This is a genomic window from Paenibacillus sepulcri (genome assembly GCF_042647105.1).
Taxonomy (GTDB): domain Bacteria; phylum Bacillota; class Bacilli; order Paenibacillales; family Paenibacillaceae; genus Paenibacillus_Z; species Paenibacillus_Z sepulcri.
Genome location: NZ_JBHRUP010000001.1, coordinates 198489 through 218055 on the forward strand (window position 1 = coordinate 198489; position 19567 = coordinate 218055).

The window sequence follows — 19567 nt, forward strand, 5'->3', positions numbered from 1 at the left end:
CGTATGAAACCGCTTTATTAACAATCTAATCCAATCCGGGCAGCATTAAAATGTACGGTTTTCGGAACTATTGGACAGATTTCGGTTTTCGGTTTTGGCAGGCAGCTCGATCACCACCTTGGTTCCTACCAGCTGGATGCTATTGATCGACAGTCCATAACGAGTGCCATACAACAATTTAATCCTCCTGTCGATGTTAATAATGCCGATGCTTTTCTTTTTCATAGCGGCAGGCAGCTCATCCAGCATGTCTTTTTCAAAGAAGCTGCTTCTTATCTGCTCCAGCACCTCCGCGGACATTCCCTTTCCGTCATCCTCGATAGTAAACCGGATCGTGCCGCTGCCGTCCGCATGCCCTCGAATAATCAGGGTCCCTGCTCCCTTCTTCTGCTCGAGACCGTGGAATACGGCATTCTCCACAATGGGCTGCAAAATCATCTTTGGGATGATGCAGTCCATGATCGCTTCATCTACCTCATAGATGATGGTAAATCGGTTCCTTTGGCGGATCTGAATGATTTTAAAGTACTCCTTGATACAGCCGATTTCATCTCCTACCCGCACATCGTTGTTTTCCTTGATGCTGTACCGGAAGATCTTCGCCATGGCGGTTGTAATCTCGATAATTTCCGGCACCTCCCGGGTTAAAGCGATACCTCGGATGCAATCCAGCGTGTTGTACAGAAAATGCGGATTGACCTGACTCTGGAAAGCCGAGAACTGCGCATTCTTCTTGGCCAGCTCCGCTTTATACAGCTTCTCCTGCGAGGTTACCACCGCTCCGGTCATCGTATCGATATTATCCAGCATTTTATTCAGCGCTCTGGCCAGCAGGCTTATTTCATTGGCCGTATGGATGGTCAGCCGCTGACTGCTGTACCTGTGCCCGATCGAATTCATGAAGCGGGCCATTTTTATGATCGGCGTGGCAATGCTTTTGTTTATCGCAAGTCCGAATCCCGTCAGGACGATGACAATTACAACTCCCATGAGAAGCGCAAACTGCTTCAGCGCGAACAGATCCTTGTCAATCTCGACATTAGGGATAATCCCGATAACCCGCCAGTTCAAATTGCTGACCGATCTTTGGTATACCAGCGAATTTTTACTGCCGTTAAACCCTCCGTCGAGGCTAGCCGTCTTCTTGTCGGCCAACGCGGCGCGGATCAGCTCCATGTCCTTCTGCTTCAACTGCTTGTGGTTGGAGGCCACAATGTTATCTTCGGCATCTGCAATAATAAAGAGTGAATTATAATCGGGCTGCAAGCTTGAGACGGTACTGATGAAGCTGTCCGCGTTATAAATGACGACGGTAATAAATTTGTCGTTCGTTACCTCCGAGATGAACGACTTTGTTATACATACATAAAATGCTCTGCCGTTCTCGCGGTCGTTCAGCAAATAATGGGTAGGCTGCTCTAACTGGATAGTGCCGTTATTGAAGCGTCTCTTGATTTCATTCAGCACCCGGAAGTCCTCGCTTCGATTCGCGCCGATATTGATCATATCGAGATCACTAATAATAATGCCGCTGATACTCCTGTTCGAGAGCATGATGGATTCGATCATGAGCTGCATGTCATTGCTGAATTTGAGCAGCTCATCGATACGCTGTGTGTTTATAAATTGGTTGGTAATATTGTTATAAGAGGTAATGTTGGCAATATTGTTAATATCCGTTGTAAATGTAACCGCTTTCGTAACTAATTGGTTTGAGGCCTCTTTCAGAAATTCCGAATAGTTTCTTCTGTTGATCGAGTCAAACCAGCTTAGCGATATCGCCTGGAGCATGATAATAATGCCGATGGATATGCATATCAGAATCAGCAGCTGAGACTTCAACTTGATCTTGCTAAACATTCATGCGCTCCCTCCTCTAACGCTGACACCAGTTTGCTGACGGGGACATGCGGGAATTTAATCATCTCCATTCCGGGACTTGGCTGTAGAGGCGGGCCGGACAGGCATTGAAGCCGGCAGCACGCCCCCCTATCCCTTGGCTGCATTTGACAGGGGTCAGACTGATGTGAGGCCAAAAAAGAAAAAGCTCCCGGCCTTTGTGAAGGATCCCGGGAGCATGAACAATTTGACAAGACCAAAATACTATCTTTCGAATATTCTTGCAAGACTTATTTTCCATTTTCGTATTCCGCGACTGCCGGCTGCACCGTTATTCCAAACAGAATTCCACCTGCGCTTTAAGTCCAGTCGCCCAGAAGGTCCCGATAAGCATTCATATAATCCCCGACAAGCCCCTTTGCAAGCGAGTACGAGTTGACAAGCGGATGGACGGTGAGCGCCTGAACCGCCAGCTCGCGCGAGCGCCTGGCCACAGCTTCGACAGTCAGCCGCTCGAACAGCTTCACGTTTTTCATCAGCAGCGTCATATCCTCCGGTACCGATCCTATGAACACGGGCCTCGCCCCGTCCTTCGTGATCGTACAGGAAATCTCCACTACATCGTCGTCCGCGAATCCCTCGATGGCGCCTTCATTCGGCACCGACAATACGATATTATTCTCTCTCCCCGTCTGAAGCGATTCGACAAAATCCAGCATAACGCCGGCATAGCCCAGCGAATCCGGCAGCTCCAGCTTCTCTGCCGCGGGAATGGCCCTGGCTTGCGAATTGGTCTCGATTGCCATATAAGACGCTTCCCGTTTCTGCGTATAGTACAAATAAGTTTGAATGGCGGCGTCGGGATTAGCCCCGATATCCATGTGGCGAAGCTGCTCCAGCATGGCTCTGTTGTTCTCGGCAATCATTCCGCCCCGCGTCATCTCCGCGTCCCGGATATTCGCAAAAGCCTTCTCGCGATGATAGTAATAGTACAAATATTCGTTGGGCAAATACGGCAGCGTATGCAGCAGATCGGGATCGAACATCGCAAATTCGCTGACCCGGCTTGTGAACCCGATATCGTTCTTCAGCTCCGGCAGCAGATCCCGGCCGCGGTATACAGCCTTGCTCATCCATGACAGATGATTCAGCCCGAAAAATTCAACATGCAGCTCCCGCGGATCGAATCCAAGGGTTTCCGCCATTCGCAGTTTGGTATGGCTGGGCGTATCGCAGATGCCGATAACCCGGTCGTAACCGGCACTTCGCAGCGCCTGGGTTACAAGCCCGGAAGGGTTGGAGAAGTTGAAGATCCAGGCGTGCGGAGCAAGCTGTTTGGCAATTTCACAATACTCCATCAACACGGGAATCGTCCGGATGGCCATCGAGAAACCGGCCGGACCAGTCGTCTCCTGCCCGATGACGCCGTGCTTCAGCGCAATCCGCTCATCGGTGTAACGGGACTGCTCTTTGCCGACACGGACGGTCGTTACGATATAATCGGCGCCGCGAATCGCCTGCCGGCTGTCGGTCGTCATCGTCAGCTTCAGTGCGATGCCGCTCCTGTCGATCACAATCCTGCACAGCTTGCCGATAATGCCGAGCTGCTCTTCATCTGTATCGTGCAGCGTCAGCTCGGTAATTCCGGCATCCTCGGCTTTGAGCGTCAGACTTTTTGTGAAAAGAACAGCCCGCACACCGCCTCCGCCTATCAATGTCAGCTTCATGAGGAGACCTCCTGGTTCACCGATTGATCCTGGTTTGCGCGAATGAAAGCCTCCAGCTCCGCCCGGTCGGGCGCCCCCCCGCTTCCTCCGTACGAAGCGACCGAAAGCGCACCGCATGAATTGCCATAGCTGAGACAGGTGCCCGTGTCCAGCCCGTTAAGGAACCCGTACAAATACCCGGCGTTGAACGAGTCTCCCGCACCCGTGGTATCTACCGCTGTTACCGGATATGCGGGACGGTGCATTCTGATACCGTCCTTATGTGCAATCGCGCCCTTGGGTCCGAGCTTGACTACAATATGATTGCTGAATGCCGACATATGCTCCAGGCTGTCTTCAACCTGTTCAAGACCCGTATAGTGCAGCCCTTCGGTCTCGTTCATCAGAAAAACATCCATATAGGTCATCAGCTCAAAAACGCCCTTATTCCATTCGCCCGTATCGTCCCAGCCAACGTCGCAGGACAGCGTTACGCCCTTCGCCTTCAGCGCCCTTGCCAGCGCAATGACCGCAGCATGGTTGCGCGTTCCTTTATAGCAGGTCAAATGAACGTGCTTGCCCTCCGTAATCCGGTCGAGATCAAGCTTGCCGACGTCGAGCTCCTGATTCGAGCCTGCGTAAGTGATGAACGACCGGTCCACCTGCGGATTGATGGCGATCGTAACGCCGGTATTGTAAATTTGACTGGTTCCCAATAAACTGGTATCGATACCATATTGAACGAACTGATCCCGGATAAAGTGTCCGTAGCCATCATCTCCGAGAATCCCGTTGAAAGCAACCTTCATGCCGAGCTTGGCGAAGGAGATGGAGAACAATGCAGCTCCCCCGCCAACGTGCATCATCATGTTGTCCACGAATATTTCCTGCCCCGGCTGGGGGATTTCATTGCATCCCACCACTACCAGGTCGATATTGGCATCGCCGATCACAACCGCATCGAATTTTTTCACTGCACTCTCCCTCTTCCGCTCCAGGTCTTTGTATGACCCCAGTTTTTCATGTCTCTTGCTGTTTGACGACGGGTCTGCAGCTGTCCCGGACAACCAGGCGGTGCTTTAAAATCAGATCCTTCTTGAAGCCCGTTTGTTGTTGCGTCATGAAGTCGATCAGGGAAAGAACCGTCACCTTGCCCATTTCCTCAATCGGCTGCTCCATGGAAGACAATCGCGGTCTTACCAGCTCGGTCAATTGAGAACCGTCAAATCCGATCACGGAAATATCGTCAGGGACCGAGAGCAAATGGTCGTTAATACAGTTCATCGCGCCTGCCGCCATATCATCGCTGACCGCGAATACCGCCGTCGGACGGACGCGGCTCGCCAGCAGCTCCTTCATCCGCTCGTAGCCGCTCTGCGGCTTGTAATCGCCGAACCGGATGTAATCGTCCTCAATGGGAATATTGTTGTCTTCCAGAGCTTTCCGGTATCCGGCATATCTGCTTTGCCCGGACGTTACGTCCCGCATATCGCCTCCGATAAAAGCGATCCGCTCATGGCCAAGGCCGATCAGATAGCAGGTCGCGTCGTAAGCCGCGCTGTAATCGTCGATTATGACCGACATAAACTTCTGGTCCGCCGGTCGGACGCTGGAAAAAATAACGGGTATATCCAGCTTGTCGAGGAACGCGCGGATCTCGTCGTCCAGCTTCTCGTGCATGATGACGATCCCTTCCACACGCATTTCCTTGAATATGTTCAAATATTTCAATTCTTTGCCGGTGTCCTCATGAATATCGCATACGAGCAGAAAGTAGCCAGCTTGGCTCGCCGTCTGTTCGACGCTGCTCAGAATGGTGGCGTAGAAGCTCGAAGTCAGATCCGGAACGATGATCCCGATCAGGTTTGTCTTCTGGCGGACAAGGCTTCTGGCGATATGGCTAGGTGAATAGCCCAGCTCGTCAATAACGCGCTGCACCTTTGCTTTCAGATCATCCTTGACATATTTTTCACCGTTCAGCACTCTTGAGACCGTCGTGGTCGATACTCCAGCCTGCTTGGCGACATCCTTGATTTTCGGTTTCAACCCTCTCATCCTTCCCGTCTAAGCACTACTGACAAACAAACTATATTTTACTCCAGATTATTCCTTTATGGAACCAATCATTGCGCCTTTGGCAAAATACTTTTGAATAAACGGATACACGCAAATGATAGGCGCAACGACGACCATAATGGTCGCCATCTTGAGCGAATCGCCCGTAAGCTGGATTTTGGCAAGCAAATCCTGTTGATTGGATCCCGCCGCCGTCATCAAATATTCGCGGATCGCATCCTGCTTGGTCAGCATCTCCTGCAGCAGGGTGGATAGCGGCCGGAGATCGGCTTTTCGTACGAAAAAAGAGCCCGTAAACCAATCATTCCAATGGCCCACCGCCGTAAATAGGGAAATCGTCGCCAGAACCGGCTTGCTGAGGGGCAGGATGATGCGCCAAAATATGCTGAAATCGTTGCAGCCGTCAATTCTGGCCGCTTCCTCAAGACTTATGCCGATTTGCTGAAAGAACGTCCGCATAATGATGATATTCCATGCGCTGTACAAGCTGGGGATGACATAAACCCATATCGTATTTGTCAGATGCAGACTGCTGAGCAGCATATAATACGGAATAATTCCACCGGAGAACAGCATGGTGAAGAAGATCATCAGCGTGATAAATCTCACGCCCGGCAGCGTTCTGCTCTTCAAGGCGTATGCCGCCATGGCCGTCAGGAAAACGCCCGCTGCTGTACCCAGCACCGTCCTGAACAGGGAGATGGCAAAAGCTCTGCCGATGTTCGCGGAGGTGAATACCTCCTGGTAGTTCTCAAGCGTCCAGACCCGCGGCCAGAATGAGATGCCTCCGCGTTCCGCATCTTTGCCCGCATTAAAGGAAAGCGCCAGAATGTTGAAGAAAGGAAGCACAATTGACAGGCACAGGAGAATGATCAGCGCGTAATTGACGAACTTGAACAGCTTCTCTCCGGTTGTGAGCTTGTAAAATTCGTTGCCCACGTCTTTCCCTCCTCATGCGATCGGCTGCGTTCCCGGCGTTGCCCGGACAGGAACGCAGCCCTCTTTAGGCTTTTATGATGAACCGGTTACTGCAAAATGAGCTTTGTTTTCGGATCGGAATCTTTTTGATCCAGCAGCTTCTCGTAATCTTCCAGTCCGGCCGCCTTCAGCTGCTTCGCTGCCGAGTCCATGATTTCCTTGGCTTTATCCATGCCTTTCGCATAGAAAGCGCGGATCATGCTGTCATTGTAGTTGTCCAGCGCCGTCTGCAGATCGGTTCCCGACGGGAATTCGTTGATAAATGAGAGCGGACGGTAGCCGTCGACCACGACCTCCTGTTTCTTCTTCTCGTCATAGCCCCAGTAATCCGCGATTTTATTTTGCGACTCGTAGAGATTCGGCATAACCGACAATCCGTATTCCGCCTCGCCGAAGTCATCGAACCGATTGGCGTCGGTCAAGCCCAGGTACTGCCCCCAGTTGTTACCCGCTCCCTCAAACCCCAAGGCCTTGGCTGCTTCCGGATCCTTTGCCTTCAAGTCGAGAACCTCCTGCTTTACAACCGGATTGCCCTTGGCATCAAGTGTATAGTCTCTGCCTTCAAGGCCGTATTGCCAAAGCAGCTTGCCTTCGCGGCTTGCAAGGAAATCGGCGAAGTCCATCACCTCTTGCGGTTTTTTCGTCGTGCTCGGAATCGCCCATATGAAGGAACCTTCCTTGTACGTCCTCGTCATCTGGAACGGACCGTCGACGTAATTGATCGGTCCAAGCGGAAGATAGGTCATATCTTTATTGAAGTCCAGGTTGTTGTGCATTTCGCTGATGATGCCGAACGACCCGTTGATCGCCCCTTCTGTCGCCTTGCTGCCTTCCATGGCGTAATAATCAGGCGCCATCAGCTTCTCGCCCAGCATCTTCTGAACCAGCTCGATGCGTTTCATCATATAATCGGTCTGGCTTTCGTGAATGATCTTGCCGTCCTTGTCCTTATAAAACTTCTGGTCAACCTTGCCCCAGGTAACATCCCGGAAGAGCGTGCCGACCTCATGGTTGCCATTCCCCCAGTACTGCGGACCAACCGGAATGACCGCCTTTCCGTTTGCATCCTTGAAATTGCCGGCCTTGATTTTCTGTGCCAGCTCGTAGACTTGCTCAGTCGTCGTAATCGTGCGCGGGTCGATGCCAAGCGCATCAGCGATATCTTTCCGGATAAAGGGACCGCCGAAAAATTTGAGGCCGTCATGGGGCTCGCCCTTGGCTATGCGCATATGGATGAAGTAGCTCGAGCCATTGAACTCGGGGCGGAACATGATTCCATATTTCGTATCCAGCGGCAAGTAGTCGTCTTCCAGATAATTCTTGTAAACCTCGGTGTTTTTCATCAGGGGCGTCAGGTCAGTGAGAACGCCTTCCTTGGCTGCCTTCGCAAGGACCGGCATTTCCGGACGGGCGCTGTTGTCCAGGTAGGAGACGATAAAGTCCGGCAAATCGCCGGAAGCGAATCCGGCAATCATCCCGTCAACCGCGCTGCTCGCATTTACGGCTTCCAGCTTGAGGGTAATGCCGGTCTTCTCTTTGATGACCTTCGCAATGTCCGGATTGATATCTTTGCTCACATCGTCGCTGTCGATGAACAGCAGCCCCGTTACTGTCCGGTCGGCAATCCATGTCGCCGGCTTCCCGGCATTGTTCTCGGCCGTTTGACCCTCATTGTTTGCCGGCTTTGCCTTGTCCGTACAGCCGGCCAGCAGCATGACGGCCGTCAGCGGCAATGCAATCCATTTGCCCCATTTTGTAAGCATACTCATCCTCTTTCCTGTCATTTTTTTATGATGATTCGGAATGGTATCGCTACCATATCGATTCGTCAAGAAATTTTTTGGAGGCGCGATTGGCCGAAACAACCAAAATCAGTCCGATCAACCCCTGCATGAGACCAACTGCCGTGGCATAGCCGTATTGTCCATTTTGCAGACCAACCCGGATAATATAAGTATCGAGGATATCCGCCACTTCCATATTGCCCGGCGTTCTCATCAGATAAATCTGGTCGAAGCCCGCCTGCAGAATGCTGCCCAACCCGAGAATGAACAGGATCGCAATCGTCAGACGTATGCCCGGCAGCGTAATATGCCAGATTTCATGCCATTTGTTGGCTCCATCAATCTTGGCTGCTTCGTACTGCTCCGGGCTGATGCCGGCAATGGCAGCCAGATAAATGATCGAATCCCAGCCGATACTCTGCCAGATATGGCTGCCGAACATGAGCGGATAGAAATAGCTGCTTTCCATCATGAAGAAGGTGCTGCCCTCTCCGCCGAAATACTTGATCACTTCGTTGACAATGCCGGTATCCGGAGCGAACACGCGCTGCATCAAGCCGATCACGATAACCCAGGAAAGGAAATGCGGCAGATAAGCGATGCTCTGCGTGATGCCCCGGAACCGTTTGCTCCGTATTTCGTTGAACATGAGTGCGAGAAGGATGGGAAACGGCAAGCCCAGGAACATTTTGACGCAGCTTATAATAAGGGTGTTGCGGATCAGGGCTCCACTTTGATAGTTGTCGAAGAAGGATTTGAAGTAAGTGAACCCGACCCATGGACTTCCCAGAATCCCCTTATTGAATTGGTACTCCTTGAAGGCCAGAATAACGCCGCCCATCGGGATGTAGGAGAAGATAATGAAGAATGCGATACAAGGCAGCAGCATCAAGTATAAAATTCTATGCTCAAGAATTCGCTTCATCAGCTTTGACTGGATCTTCATCTCCGCTTTGCTTCTGCCCCTAACCGGCAGCTCGGTTTGCATGGTCGATCACCGTCCCTATTTTGGTCTGCCTGGCAATGGTAGCGATTTCATGTTGCTCAACAGCTGCCTGGCTTTTGTGAATCTGTCATAATTCAGATCGAAATCCGTATCCTTCCGTCTCTATCGTTGACTCCCCCAGGATGGGACAAACGCTTTAACCCGTCATGGACAACACCTCCCCAATAAAGTAAATAAACGCAGTCCGACAGGATAGAAGGATACTGGAATCGATACCAAAAAAAAGCGGCAGCGGGTTATATCTTTAGATTACATAGGCTGTAAGGCTGCGGCTGCGGATATTGAACACGAATGTTACAACAGTATTCTCGCATTCGATTTCCAGTGTTGACCGGGTTTCCGATCCGCTGCGCGGATAATTGTCGATCGAATAGAGCTGGGACAGCGTTCCGTATGGCGCTACGGCATATTCGAAGGATCCCCGGAATGGAAAGACGAAGGAGCGTTTATAGATGCCGTCTCCAACGTAGTACATCCGTGTTGTTTCACTGTTGGAGTCATGGTTGATCGCGCCCAGGTGATGCTGGAAGCTGCCGAACAGGATGACGCGGGCAGGCAGCTTGATGCCGGTTTCCGGGTCATAGCTGTCCTCGGCTCCATAGGAAGTGTTTGGCAACGGGTTGCCAGCCCTCTGCCGCAGGTCGGTTTCCGATTGCCACAGTCGTTTAATCGTCTCTTCCTGTCCAAAACCGAGCGGACATCCTTCGCCTGGCGTATTCGCCTGATAGCAGCTGCTTGAGCTCTCTTCTCCCGTACCCCAAGCGGTAATCTGAATCCGGCAGCTGCCCAGTGTCCTTCGCACGGGCATTTGCAAATACGCGTTGGTATTGTTCACAGCCGTCCATTTCAGGGCATATTCGAGAAACCGGTTGCGGCTCTCGTCATCCTGTGAAGCAAACCATGAGATCTGATCATAACCCCACCATTCCATCCATGCCCGGCGCTCTTCAGGAATCCCTTCCTTCTCATCGAAGAATTGTCCGCCCCAGTTGTCGAGCTCCATTATCACCGGCAATGCATCGCAGCTCCAGCCGCTTGGCGTTAACCCGCCTTCGCTGAATCCTTCCTGCACCAGCGCGAGCTTGTCGCCCGGCTTATCGAGGATCGGCATCCGCGAATACGGCATGGAGTGGAAATCAAACAGAAGTCTGCCCTTCACATTCACCCCGTGCGTATGCGCGTCGAGCAGCACAATGCCGCGTCTCGCATTGGATTTGGCATAGTCCCGTATTTTTTCGAATAACGCCATTGTTTTCGTGAATCCGGTATCCTCGGCGGTGTACAGATGAATCTGTCCCATATGAATGGCCTCGAAACCGGCATCGATATAGCTCGCGGCCCTATAGAAGAACCACAGCCTCGTCTCCTGCTTTTCAATATTCGGAATTCCGCCATTATCGTCCCAGACGTATCCATGCGGCTTCCCATCAAATAACATATCTGCAAAACGGAACGTCCGGCGTTCAACCGGCAGCTGGAATGCCTTGAACACCCAGTCCGGTATTTCAATGTTTTCTACCCCTTTGAATATGGCCTCAAAAATGCATGTCTGCAGCATAATGTCCGGATCAACCTCATGTACGCGTTCCGCCAGTGTCCTGGACTTTCTGAAATGCGCTTCATCATCGGGCTCCAGCGTCCATACACCGGAAGCGCGGCCGAGAAACTTGGCTCCGATGTTCCTGATCATTCTCAAGTCATCGTCCAATGTGTCGCTGTTGACCAGATCTGCGGCCGTAATCGCCCTGGAGAGATATCGTTCCAGAGCTTCCCGGCTTATGCTGCCGTTAAAATTAGAGTGGTTCATAGATGCCTCCGTTTATCGATTTGGTAATCACCCTATATGGTATCGATACCATATAGAGCAATATAAGAACATTTTACCTTAGATCCAGGTTTAAAAGAAGAGAATGATAGGAAGTTGGTATCGATACCATAAAAGCGTTTTCAGTGGGAATTGATTTTAGTATAGGTCACCTTTATACGCTTGTAAACATTTTTTTTCTATGCATTTTACGATGCTTATGATAATACTGGCATGCAGCTGCCGTGCGACCGGCTGCAGTTTGAAAAAAAGCGGACAGCCTTATGCAACATACGTTGCTTTCAGACTATCCGCTTTAGTTTCATCTATAGATTTCACACATGCAGAACACCTGTCCGGAGTACTCTGCGGTCGAAACAGCCTTTCATCCTGAAATGGTTTGCAACGAGATTCGGGAAGGATTAATTTGATCCATACAGCTGCCCGCAGGCTGCATTAATATCTGATCCAAATTGGGTTCTGACCGTGACATTGACTCCCCTTGACTTCAGGATCTGAACGAACTTATTGACACTGTTCCGGTCAGATTGGCTGTAGCTTTGGGCTGTCTCATCGGTCGAATTGTACGGTATCAGGTTAACATGATAAAGATGCTCCCATGCCCCCCTTCCCCGCAGCAGCTCAGCAACGGCTTCCGCATGCTCTGTTGAATCGTTGATTCCCCTGAGCAGTATATACGCAATGTACACCTTTCTTCCTGTATGCCGGATATGATTATCCAACGCATCCATCACTTCTTGCAATGGGAACCGGTCATTGATGGGCATCAGCCCGCTTCTTTGCTTGTCGAAAGGCGAGTGCAGCGAAAAGGTCAGGTTGACCTGCGGGAAGTCCTTCATCAGTCTGTGTATTCCCGGCAGTAAACCGATTGTAGAAACCGTAATTCTGCGATGGCCTAAACCAAATAGTTGCGGATCGGTCAGCATTGCCAGCGCGTCAAACAGATGCGGATTTGCAAGCGCCTCCCCCATTCCCATAAAAGAGACACTGTCCAGGGTATGGCCGTTCAAGTGAAAATGCAGCAGCTGGTCGGTTATTTCATCGGTTGTCAGATTTCTTTTCAAGCCGATCGTTCCTGTAGCACAGAAGCTGCAGCCAAACCCGCATCCACACTGGGAGGATATGCAATACGATTCCCAACCGCGTTTATAACTTAACCGGACTGCCTCGATACGCTCGCCGCCGGCTATACCGAACAAAATCTTGCTGACCTGGTTTGACGATTTCTCGATTAATGGCGTGACGCTGGATACCTGATTTCCAAGCTCATGGATCAATTCGTCACGCAAAAACTTGGGTATCATGGTCATGTGCTCAAATTCACCGATTCTTTGCTTGAAAATAGCGTCAGTGACTTGAAGATATCTGTAGCCCGGCTGTTTCAGGGCGGCAATTATTTGCTGAATCTTTTCATATTTTGATTTTGGCTTCATTATTTTCTCCCTCTTGCACGGAGAAAAAGCGCAAAAACACCAGCATACCCGGTGTTTTTTGCGCTTTACATTAACCAGACTATACGATTAAAAACACCAGGCGAATATCGATGTCATCGCGTAGTGAATCTATATATAGAAGGATAAAGCTCCGGTAGCTGCATCGTTATTTTGTGAACCATGTCAACGATCATGTTAAATGACAGGTCCACATAAACATCTACAACCTCAATCATCGCGTTCATCCTCCTTTAGTAGTTGCATTGACTAAATACGTCAACAACCTAACATGAATCCTCACCATAGTCAAGCTTCAAAGAAACTTAATGTTCATCAAAATCACATTAGAGTTCAATAGTTTTTGTAGCAATATTTTTGCAAAATTCACTGTCATGCTCCACAAAAAGAATGGTTGGCGAGTACTCAAGCAGCAGCTCTTCAATTTGCATGCGGGAAATAATATCAATAAAATTAAGCGGTTCATCCCAAATATGCAAATGAACCTTCTCACAAAGACTTTTGGCAATCAGCACTTTCTTTTTTTGGCCGCCGCTAAAGGCGGAAATATCCTTTTCAAATTGAACCCGGGAAAAATCAAGCTTTCTTAAAATCGATTTAAAAAGGCTCTCCTCAATCCCGTTCCTGGCAGCATAATCAGATAAATTGCCCTGTAGATGGGATGTGTCCTGTGAAACGTAGGATATTTTCAGCTGACTGCCCTTTCTGAAAGTACCCGTATAGTTGATATCCTCACCGTAAACAAGCTTGATAATGCTTGATTTTCCGGAACCGTTTTTACCTGAAAGCGCAATTCGGTCGCCCTGCTCAATCGTAAAGCTTATATCGGCGCAAACCATCTTCTCATCGTAGTAGATCGATACATTTTCAAGCTCAGCAAGCTGGTTTTTGTGAAAAGCAAGCTGCGAAATCTTTAAGCTCTCCGAGCCTTCGATATTTCTAAGAAGCTTGGACTTTTCGTCAATGGCAGATTGCTGCCTTTGCTCCATCGATTTGGAGCGTTTCATCATTTTAGCAGCCTTGTGGCCAATATACCCTTTATCGACCTTGGAACCGGAATTTCGTGTTCCGTTTTTTGTCTTTTCCACCTCATGTGACCAATTGCCCGTTCGTTTGGCGGATTCTGACAAGTGCTTGATGTCTTTTTTCAGTTTATCGTTCTCTGCAAGCTCAAAGTTATCCTGACGCTTTTTATTTTCCCACCAATCGGAGAAATTCCCTTTTTGAATTTCTACGTTGGTTTTATTGATCGACAGTATATGGTCCACGCAGTTATCAAGAAAGGATCTGTCGTGAGAAACCAGAATAAATCCGCTTTTGGTTTTGAGATAATCACTGACAAGTTTTCTTGCATCCATGTCAAGATGGTTGGTTGGCTCATCAATTAACAGGAAACTGTTTTCCTTAAGGAACAATGCAGCCAGCAGCACTTTCGTTTGTTCTCCGCTCGATAGTGAATCGAAGGGCCGGTATAAAACATCCTCAGAAACCTTCAGCAAGGAAAGCTCACGCATTAACTCCCAGTGAAGATAATCCGGAAAAATGTCGTTGATTACATCAAGGGTATTGTTTTCCTTGTTTTGGACATGGAATGGAAAATATTCAAAACTGACATTAGCAGAAATATTTCCGCTGTATTCATATTTGCCAAGCAGCAAATGAAGAAAAGTCGTCTTGCCTCTGCCGTTTCGTCCCGTAAACCCTAATTTCCAATCGGTATCGATTTGAAAATTGACGTTTTCAAATATGTTATCGTAGCTGCCATCATAGGCGAATGTCAGGTTGGTAACATTTATTAATGACATGAAATACATCCTCCTGTATACAAAAATAAAGAGCTGCAAGAAAGTTACTTCTCGCAGCCCAAATAAATACAGTTAATCCAACCCCCTGTGGAGGTAGATAAGGATATATTGTTTGAGTGAAAAGAATGTAACTTTCTTGCCCATAAAAAATAAAACATGCGCAAAATACCGCTTTTATTGTTTTATTATTTGTTATGGTTAGCAAGAAATATTACATTATTCTTTTCAACTCCAATCACTAAATTACAGGTATCTTATCATACCCCTTTTTCGATTTCAATAAATAAATCATGGGCATTAGCGGATTGTGACCCCATGTTAATTCTTTTTTAGATCAATTTGGGCAATCGAAGCACCGATTCCCGGTTGATTGGGCGAATTGGTTCCACGGTCGACGTCAAAATTGCTTGCGTATAAGGTACGGCCCACAAAATGAAGGCTCGCCGGGAACTCCAAGGGTCCATTATTGTTGTTGGACGTTATCTCCGCTACTTTGCCCGACCGCGATATTTTTACAATCGCATTCCGTTCATTGGCTGCGACATACAGCGCGTCATGGGGACCAAAAGCAATGCCGTCAGCTCCGTAAAGCAAAGGACTTTTCGCAAACCGTTCAACTTCTCCGAAAGCACCGTCCTTGCCAATCCTGACGCGATTAATTTCACCTGAGCTGGTGTTGGAAATGTACAATCGCCCGTCCCGGCCAAAAGCCAGTCCGTTGACCACGATTGGCTGCTCCGGTCTCTCCGCCGTAATTCCGCTCGCCCAAACAGTGCGTTCACCTTCAGGAGTCACAACATAGATATTGCCGGTAGCTCCGCCGCTGACGTATAAATTCCCTTTCCGGTCAAACGCCAGCCCGTTTGCACCGTCTACACCTTCGGCGAACGTTTCCACTTTATCCGGACTGAACGGTCCTTTTTTCAGATTCTCTGAAGACACGCGGAGAATAACCCCGCCTTGTCCTGCTCCTCCACCGCTTGCCATATACAGATTTCCTTTTTTATCAAACGTCATGCCTGTAGCCTGTCTTGGCAGAACCGTCAGCGTTTCCGTCGTGCCTTTGCCCGGCATGATCCGCAATAATTGCCTGGAATCCAGGTCAATGGTATAAAGTCGTCCTTTCTTGTCACCGGTAAGCCCTTCAATTCTCATCCCTGCCGCACTGGCCGGATCCAGATCTGCTGCAATGGACACTTTAACCTTATCCTGCTTGTTTGGACCGCCGGAAGCAAAAATTGCGGAATTTAGCGACACCAACCCTATCAACGCCACCACCAATACCACCATGACCTTTTTACGCACTTCCATCATCTCCTCCTTCAAAATGAGAGTTAAAATCCTGATTACCATTTTACCCGATATCCATAAATATGAAACGAAAGCCGCAATCAATCACATACTTGAAAAACAGGGTTATGGATGATCTCATATCTTTGTGGATCATATGACCGCTTCCCAAGTCTTGGATAAAGCCGCTTGTTTCGAGTATATTATGAGGAAACCTAACACATGAGAAGGTGGATAAACAATGACTTTAACCAAATTGCCCCCGAAAGAGAAAATTCATGAAGCATATAGCGCGATTGCAGATGGCAGAGTCATAATTGAAGGAAATTCAGCCAAGGTATCATCATCCGATCATACCAAAATATACACCGTACAATGGGACAACGAAGTTTATTCATCCAATGACAGTGCTTCCTATTGGCAGGGATACCCTGGTTATCCGATCCTTGCTGTTTTAATGCTTCAAGGTAAACTGTCTCTTCATGCAGCCACTGCAGGGTATTTCAAGGGGATCAATTGGAAACAACTGAATGCCGAGCATAAAGCAAATTATGCTGCTGCGGTTTCGGTCATTATGGAGGATCTTCGGCAGACAGGCGTGGATGGCACTGCGATTCAAGATGAAGTTGAGAAAGTATACAGTGAGTTAAAGGAATTAGACATCAAAACGAAACGAAGCTCAGCCCGTCCGCCACATTGACAGGCAAGGGAGACATTCTAATCATTTAGACTTGCTTCGTGTAATTGGACGGTAGAAGCTCCCCGAGCATGCAGACAGGCAAGCTGAGGAGCTTTTATAATAACGAACCGTAAAGCGAAAATGTTCGGCTACACGACTTTAATAGAGGTTACAAGACCGTTGGTAAGGGTAAGCTCGACTGATTGTCCCAATTTCAGCAGGGCCGGGTTCCCGACAATAACGACATCAGGAGAGACGTTCAGCACAATCGCTGATGTACTGTTGTTCGCGTTCTTGGTGATCGACAGCGTGTTAATCTTACCCTTATCATTGAGTGCGATCGAATTATATTCCCCTGTTTCAGTGGTTACAGTCGGTTGGACCGCCGTTTTGGTCACTTCAATAAATACGGCTTTGTTCAAGTAAGTACGGACGAGCACTTCATCGCCTGCGGCCATAGCCGACGGTGCCGACTTCACATCATGACGGAATATGAACACGCCCGGGTCGAGCGGGATTGCCACTTCCGTATTGTCCGGCTTTACGATTACGATCGAGCCGTTGGCTGGAGCCGCTTTCAACTTTCCGGTAATGGCTTGTCGATCGTTGTCCGGCAGCTGCTCGTCCGTACGGTCCAGCAGTGCAGCCAGCTCCCCGCGCGTAACCGGTTGGTCGGGGCGGAACGTATTGTTATTGTAGCCTGTGATGAGGCCCTTCTCCAATGCAACGGCAACATAGCCCACTGAAGCGGCCGGGATTTTATCCGCATCCTTGAAAGACAGCTGCGTATTTACTTTCGCTTTCGCGTCCGCTTCCAGACCCAGCGCTTTCACAAGCAGCGTCGCTGCAAATAACCGCGTTGCTGGCTTGTCCGGCTGAACAACCATATCCGTTTCGGAGAACAGGTCTTTCTCCAGCGCCACGGCTACATAGCCGACAGCCCAAGGATATTTGCTCGCCAGCTGGTCCGCGTCCTTGAAATTCAGCTTTGTGCTCATTTCCGCTTGGGATTCGGCTTGTTCGCGCAGCCCCATCAACCGGACTGCCGCAACGATTGACTCTATGCGGGATATGCTTTGCTGTGGTTTGAACGTACCATCGTCATAGCCGTTGAAGACCCCTTTGGACGCAAGGCGGATAATATGCTCGAAAGCCCATTTAAGCTCCTTCTCGTCCTTAAAGTTCAATTGAATATCGATACCGGCTTTTTTGCCATGACTTTGCGCTTTTCCATGATCGTCGTTATTATTATGTCCTTTGTCTTTGCCGTCTGCAAACGCGCTCGTTGCGCCGCCAGCAAGTGTTAGTAACGCCACCGATGCAGCTACTGCCCTCTTCAACATTGCTTGTTTCATCGTGTTGCCACTCTCCTTTACGATTTGCGGACCAGGCCGCTTCTGCTTTCGCATATAACGTTCGGGAGTGGTCAAGGGATTTTGGGGGGTGGTCGCATAAACTTAAATGGAATCGTCCGCTGGGTTACAGCCGCTGGACATTGACTGATTTAACCTTGTAGTGTCTGAAAACCATTTGGATAACGACGCTTCACTCTTGTTGCCAATGCAAAAACACCTCCAAAGTTGTCCCCAGCATCTTACGACATGGGATCATACTCTTGAAGGTGTTTTTAATTTGTTTCACGTCAGGGGGCAGCCCCAACTGGCAAAATAATAGTCCTATGCTTAGCGAGCCGGGGGAATGCTTTGCGGATTATTAAACACATTTTTAGGGTCATATTTAGCTTTTACTCTCCGTAATCTCGGGAAGTTCGCCCCATAGTAAACCGGACCGGAATTTTTAATCCCCTGGTCTGGAACGTTAATATAAGACCCTACGATGTAGGGCGCAAGCTTCCGGCGCGTATTGCGAACGACGGCAATATTTTTAGCAGCTTGGGATGGCTTGATCCATGAGCTGTTCCACTCAACGTAAAATTTCGCTTTACGCCAGTAGAATGCCGTAGCTCTGGGCGCCACACGGCTTACGGCTCCGCCCCAGTTGAGGAAGAAGAATCCCGCGTCTTTGCCTTCTACCTGCTCTAAAAACTGGCGCATGGACTTGATGGCCTTATCCGGGAACGGACGCCGGCCGAAACCGCTGGAGAACTGGTTGCTTTCCCTTTGCGTAAGGACAGGATCTGGAGGCAGCAGGAAGTCCACGACTTTCGGGTAGGGTAATAAACGAATGAGTTTGCTCGTTGTCGTTCCGACGCTCGTCATGGGCTTTAATAGGCGGATGGCCTCCGTTTTGGATCCAAGGAACAGACCCTCCATGCTGACGTTGCCGCCTTTTTTCGGACCGATCGTTAATTCGCTGCCCAGCCTGGTATTGACGCAAGGCGCCCATTTTTGCCAGGCTTTGAGTACCTCCTCAAATTGCTCCCATGGCCAGGTGATGCGATATACGGTAGCCTTGTCCGGAGCGGGATGCACTCTGAATTTGTACCTGGTGTATACGCCAAAATTGCCGCCGCCTCCCCCTTTGGAAGCCCATAGGAGATCGGCGTTCCGATTTTTGTTGGCACGAATAACCCTTCCCTTCGCGTCAACCATTTCGAGTCCAATCAGATTATCGCTGACGAGGCCAACCGTCCGTTGAAGCGGCCCGATTCCTCCGCCGAGCGTGATTCCGCCGATCCCAACGGAAGGGCTGTCTCCGAAAGGAGCTATATAACCTAGCGGCGCAAGCGTTTTAGCGATTCTTCCCACTGTATTGCCCGATCCAACAATTGCAGTGCTCTTTTTTTTGTTTAGCGTAATTTTCTTCATTTCGCTTACATCGATGACAAGGCCTCCGTTGACCTGTGAAAGATTGACTTCCAGCGAATGTCTTCCGCTTCTCGGCCGAATGGGGACATTATTCTCGCGGCCCCATTTTATGGCATTTGCCACATCCTGTGTTCGCTGGGCAAAAACAAATACTTTGGGGAATCTGTTCGTATGGGGATCCCAATTCTTGCGTGCCACTTCATAGCCCGGGTCACCTCTAAAGATAACTCGCCCGGTAAGCTTCGTTTTGGATTTCACTTATCCAACTCCCTTTGAGCAATTTATTTCACTGTATCCAAACAATAGTGACCATATAACGTATGAAGGACATCAGTCTAAAGAGTGGGCTGATTTAGAATA

Annotated in this window: 14 protein-coding genes; 1 reads left to right on the plus strand and 13 read right to left on the minus strand. The window is 49.3% G+C overall.

Features of this window, described 5'->3' with window-relative positions; genetic code table 11:
• Positions 1 to 45 precede the first annotated feature (45 nt).
• The 11 genes from ACFOLF_RS00860 to ACFOLF_RS00910 form a co-directional block, all read right to left on the minus strand.
• Positions 46 to 1860, minus strand: a complete 1815-nt coding sequence (locus tag ACFOLF_RS00860; RefSeq protein ID WP_210040836.1) for a sensor histidine kinase — start codon at positions 1858 to 1860, stop codon at positions 46 to 48.
• Positions 1861 to 2198: 338 nt separating this feature from the next.
• Positions 2199 to 3566, minus strand: a complete 1368-nt coding sequence (locus ACFOLF_RS00865) for a family 4 glycosyl hydrolase (RefSeq protein WP_210040834.1) — start codon at positions 3564 to 3566, stop codon at positions 2199 to 2201.
• Positions 3563 to 4519, minus strand: a complete 957-nt coding sequence (locus tag ACFOLF_RS00870; protein ID WP_210040832.1) for a carbohydrate kinase family protein — start codon at positions 4517 to 4519, stop codon at positions 3563 to 3565. The genes ACFOLF_RS00865 and ACFOLF_RS00870 overlap by 4 nt, the downstream gene beginning before the upstream one ends.
• A 46-nt stretch (positions 4520 to 4565) precedes the next feature.
• Positions 4566 to 5591 carry a LacI family DNA-binding transcriptional regulator gene (locus ACFOLF_RS00875; RefSeq protein WP_210040830.1) on the minus strand — a complete coding sequence of 342 codons (1026 nt, stop codon included), beginning with the start codon at positions 5589 to 5591 and terminating at the stop codon, positions 4566 to 4568.
• A 57-nt stretch (positions 5592 to 5648) separates the two neighbouring features.
• Entirely contained in the window at positions 5649 to 6560 is a 912-nt protein-coding gene (locus ACFOLF_RS00880) for a carbohydrate ABC transporter permease (RefSeq protein WP_210040828.1), read from the minus strand.
• Between the two features lie 86 nt (positions 6561 to 6646).
• Positions 6647 to 8362, minus strand: coding sequence for an extracellular solute-binding protein (locus ACFOLF_RS00885; protein WP_210040826.1), 1716 nt, complete (start codon positions 8360 to 8362; stop codon positions 6647 to 6649).
• A 49-nt stretch (positions 8363 to 8411) separates the two neighbouring features.
• On the minus strand, positions 8412 to 9371 hold the full coding sequence (locus ACFOLF_RS00890; protein WP_379113823.1) for an ABC transporter permease: 960 nt from the start codon (positions 9369 to 9371) through the stop codon (positions 8412 to 8414).
• Between the two features lie 262 nt (positions 9372 to 9633).
• Positions 9634 to 11196 carry a hypothetical protein gene (locus ACFOLF_RS00895; protein WP_210040824.1) on the minus strand — a complete coding sequence of 521 codons (1563 nt, stop codon included), beginning with the start codon at positions 11194 to 11196 and terminating at the stop codon, positions 9634 to 9636.
• Positions 11197 to 11615: 419 nt separating this feature from the next.
• Positions 11616 to 12647 carry a Cfr family 23S rRNA (adenine(2503)-C(8))-methyltransferase gene (locus ACFOLF_RS00900; protein WP_210040822.1) on the minus strand — a complete coding sequence of 344 codons (1032 nt, stop codon included), beginning with the start codon at positions 12645 to 12647 and terminating at the stop codon, positions 11616 to 11618.
• Between the two features lie 344 nt (positions 12648 to 12991).
• Complete coding sequence (locus ACFOLF_RS00905; RefSeq protein ID WP_210040820.1) at positions 12992 to 14470, minus strand: Lsa family ABC-F type ribosomal protection protein; 1479 nt, start codon at positions 14468 to 14470, stop codon at positions 12992 to 12994.
• Positions 14471 to 14788: 318 nt separating this feature from the next.
• On the minus strand, positions 14789 to 15775 hold the full coding sequence (locus ACFOLF_RS00910) for an SMP-30/gluconolactonase/LRE family protein (protein WP_379113825.1): 987 nt from the start codon (positions 15773 to 15775) through the stop codon (positions 14789 to 14791).
• A 226-nt stretch (positions 15776 to 16001) separates the two neighbouring features.
• Here ACFOLF_RS00910 and ACFOLF_RS00915 point away from each other — a divergent pair, with 226 nt between their 5' ends.
• The gene (locus ACFOLF_RS00915) at positions 16002 to 16460 is read left to right on the plus strand and encodes a hypothetical protein (protein ID WP_210040816.1); all 459 of its coding nucleotides are present in this window, start codon (positions 16002 to 16004) and stop codon (positions 16458 to 16460) included.
• 128 nt (positions 16461 to 16588) lie between these two features.
• On the opposite strand, the gene ACFOLF_RS00920 is transcribed toward ACFOLF_RS00915, so the two are convergent.
• A complete protein-coding gene (locus tag ACFOLF_RS00920; protein ID WP_210040814.1) occupies positions 16589 to 17794 on the minus strand; it encodes an S-layer homology domain-containing protein in 1206 nt (401 codons plus the stop codon).
• A 327-nt stretch (positions 17795 to 18121) separates the two neighbouring features.
• Positions 18122 to 19465, minus strand: a complete 1344-nt coding sequence (locus ACFOLF_RS00925; protein ID WP_210040812.1) for an FAD-binding oxidoreductase — start codon at positions 19463 to 19465, stop codon at positions 18122 to 18124.
• Between the last annotated feature and the right edge of the window lie 102 nt (positions 19466 to 19567).

Coding starts and splice junctions, on each gene's coding strand:
- ACFOLF_RS00860 (WP_210040836.1), bottom strand. CDS start 1,860: ATGTTTAGCAAGATCAAGTTGAAGTCTCAGCTGCTGATTCTGATATGC.
- ACFOLF_RS00915 (WP_210040816.1), top strand. CDS start 16,002: ATGACTTTAACCAAATTGCCCCCGAAAGAGAAAATTCATGAAGCATAT.
- ACFOLF_RS00900 (WP_210040822.1), bottom strand. CDS start 12,647: ATGAAGCCAAAATCAAAATATGAAAAGATTCAGCAAATAATTGCCGCC.
- ACFOLF_RS00885 (WP_210040826.1), bottom strand. CDS start 8,362: ATGCTTACAAAATGGGGCAAATGGATTGCATTGCCGCTGACGGCCGTC.
- ACFOLF_RS00920 (WP_210040814.1), bottom strand. CDS start 17,794: ATGAAACAAGCAATGTTGAAGAGGGCAGTAGCTGCATCGGTGGCGTTA.
- ACFOLF_RS00890 (WP_379113823.1), bottom strand. CDS start 9,371: ATGCAAACCGAGCTGCCGGTTAGGGGCAGAAGCAAAGCGGAGATGAAG.
- ACFOLF_RS00905 (WP_210040820.1), bottom strand. CDS start 14,470: ATGTCATTAATAAATGTTACCAACCTGACATTCGCCTATGATGGCAGC.
- ACFOLF_RS00895 (WP_210040824.1), bottom strand. CDS start 11,196: ATGAACCACTCTAATTTTAACGGCAGCATAAGCCGGGAAGCTCTGGAA.
- ACFOLF_RS00865 (WP_210040834.1), bottom strand. CDS start 3,566: ATGAAGCTGACATTGATAGGCGGAGGCGGTGTGCGGGCTGTTCTTTTC.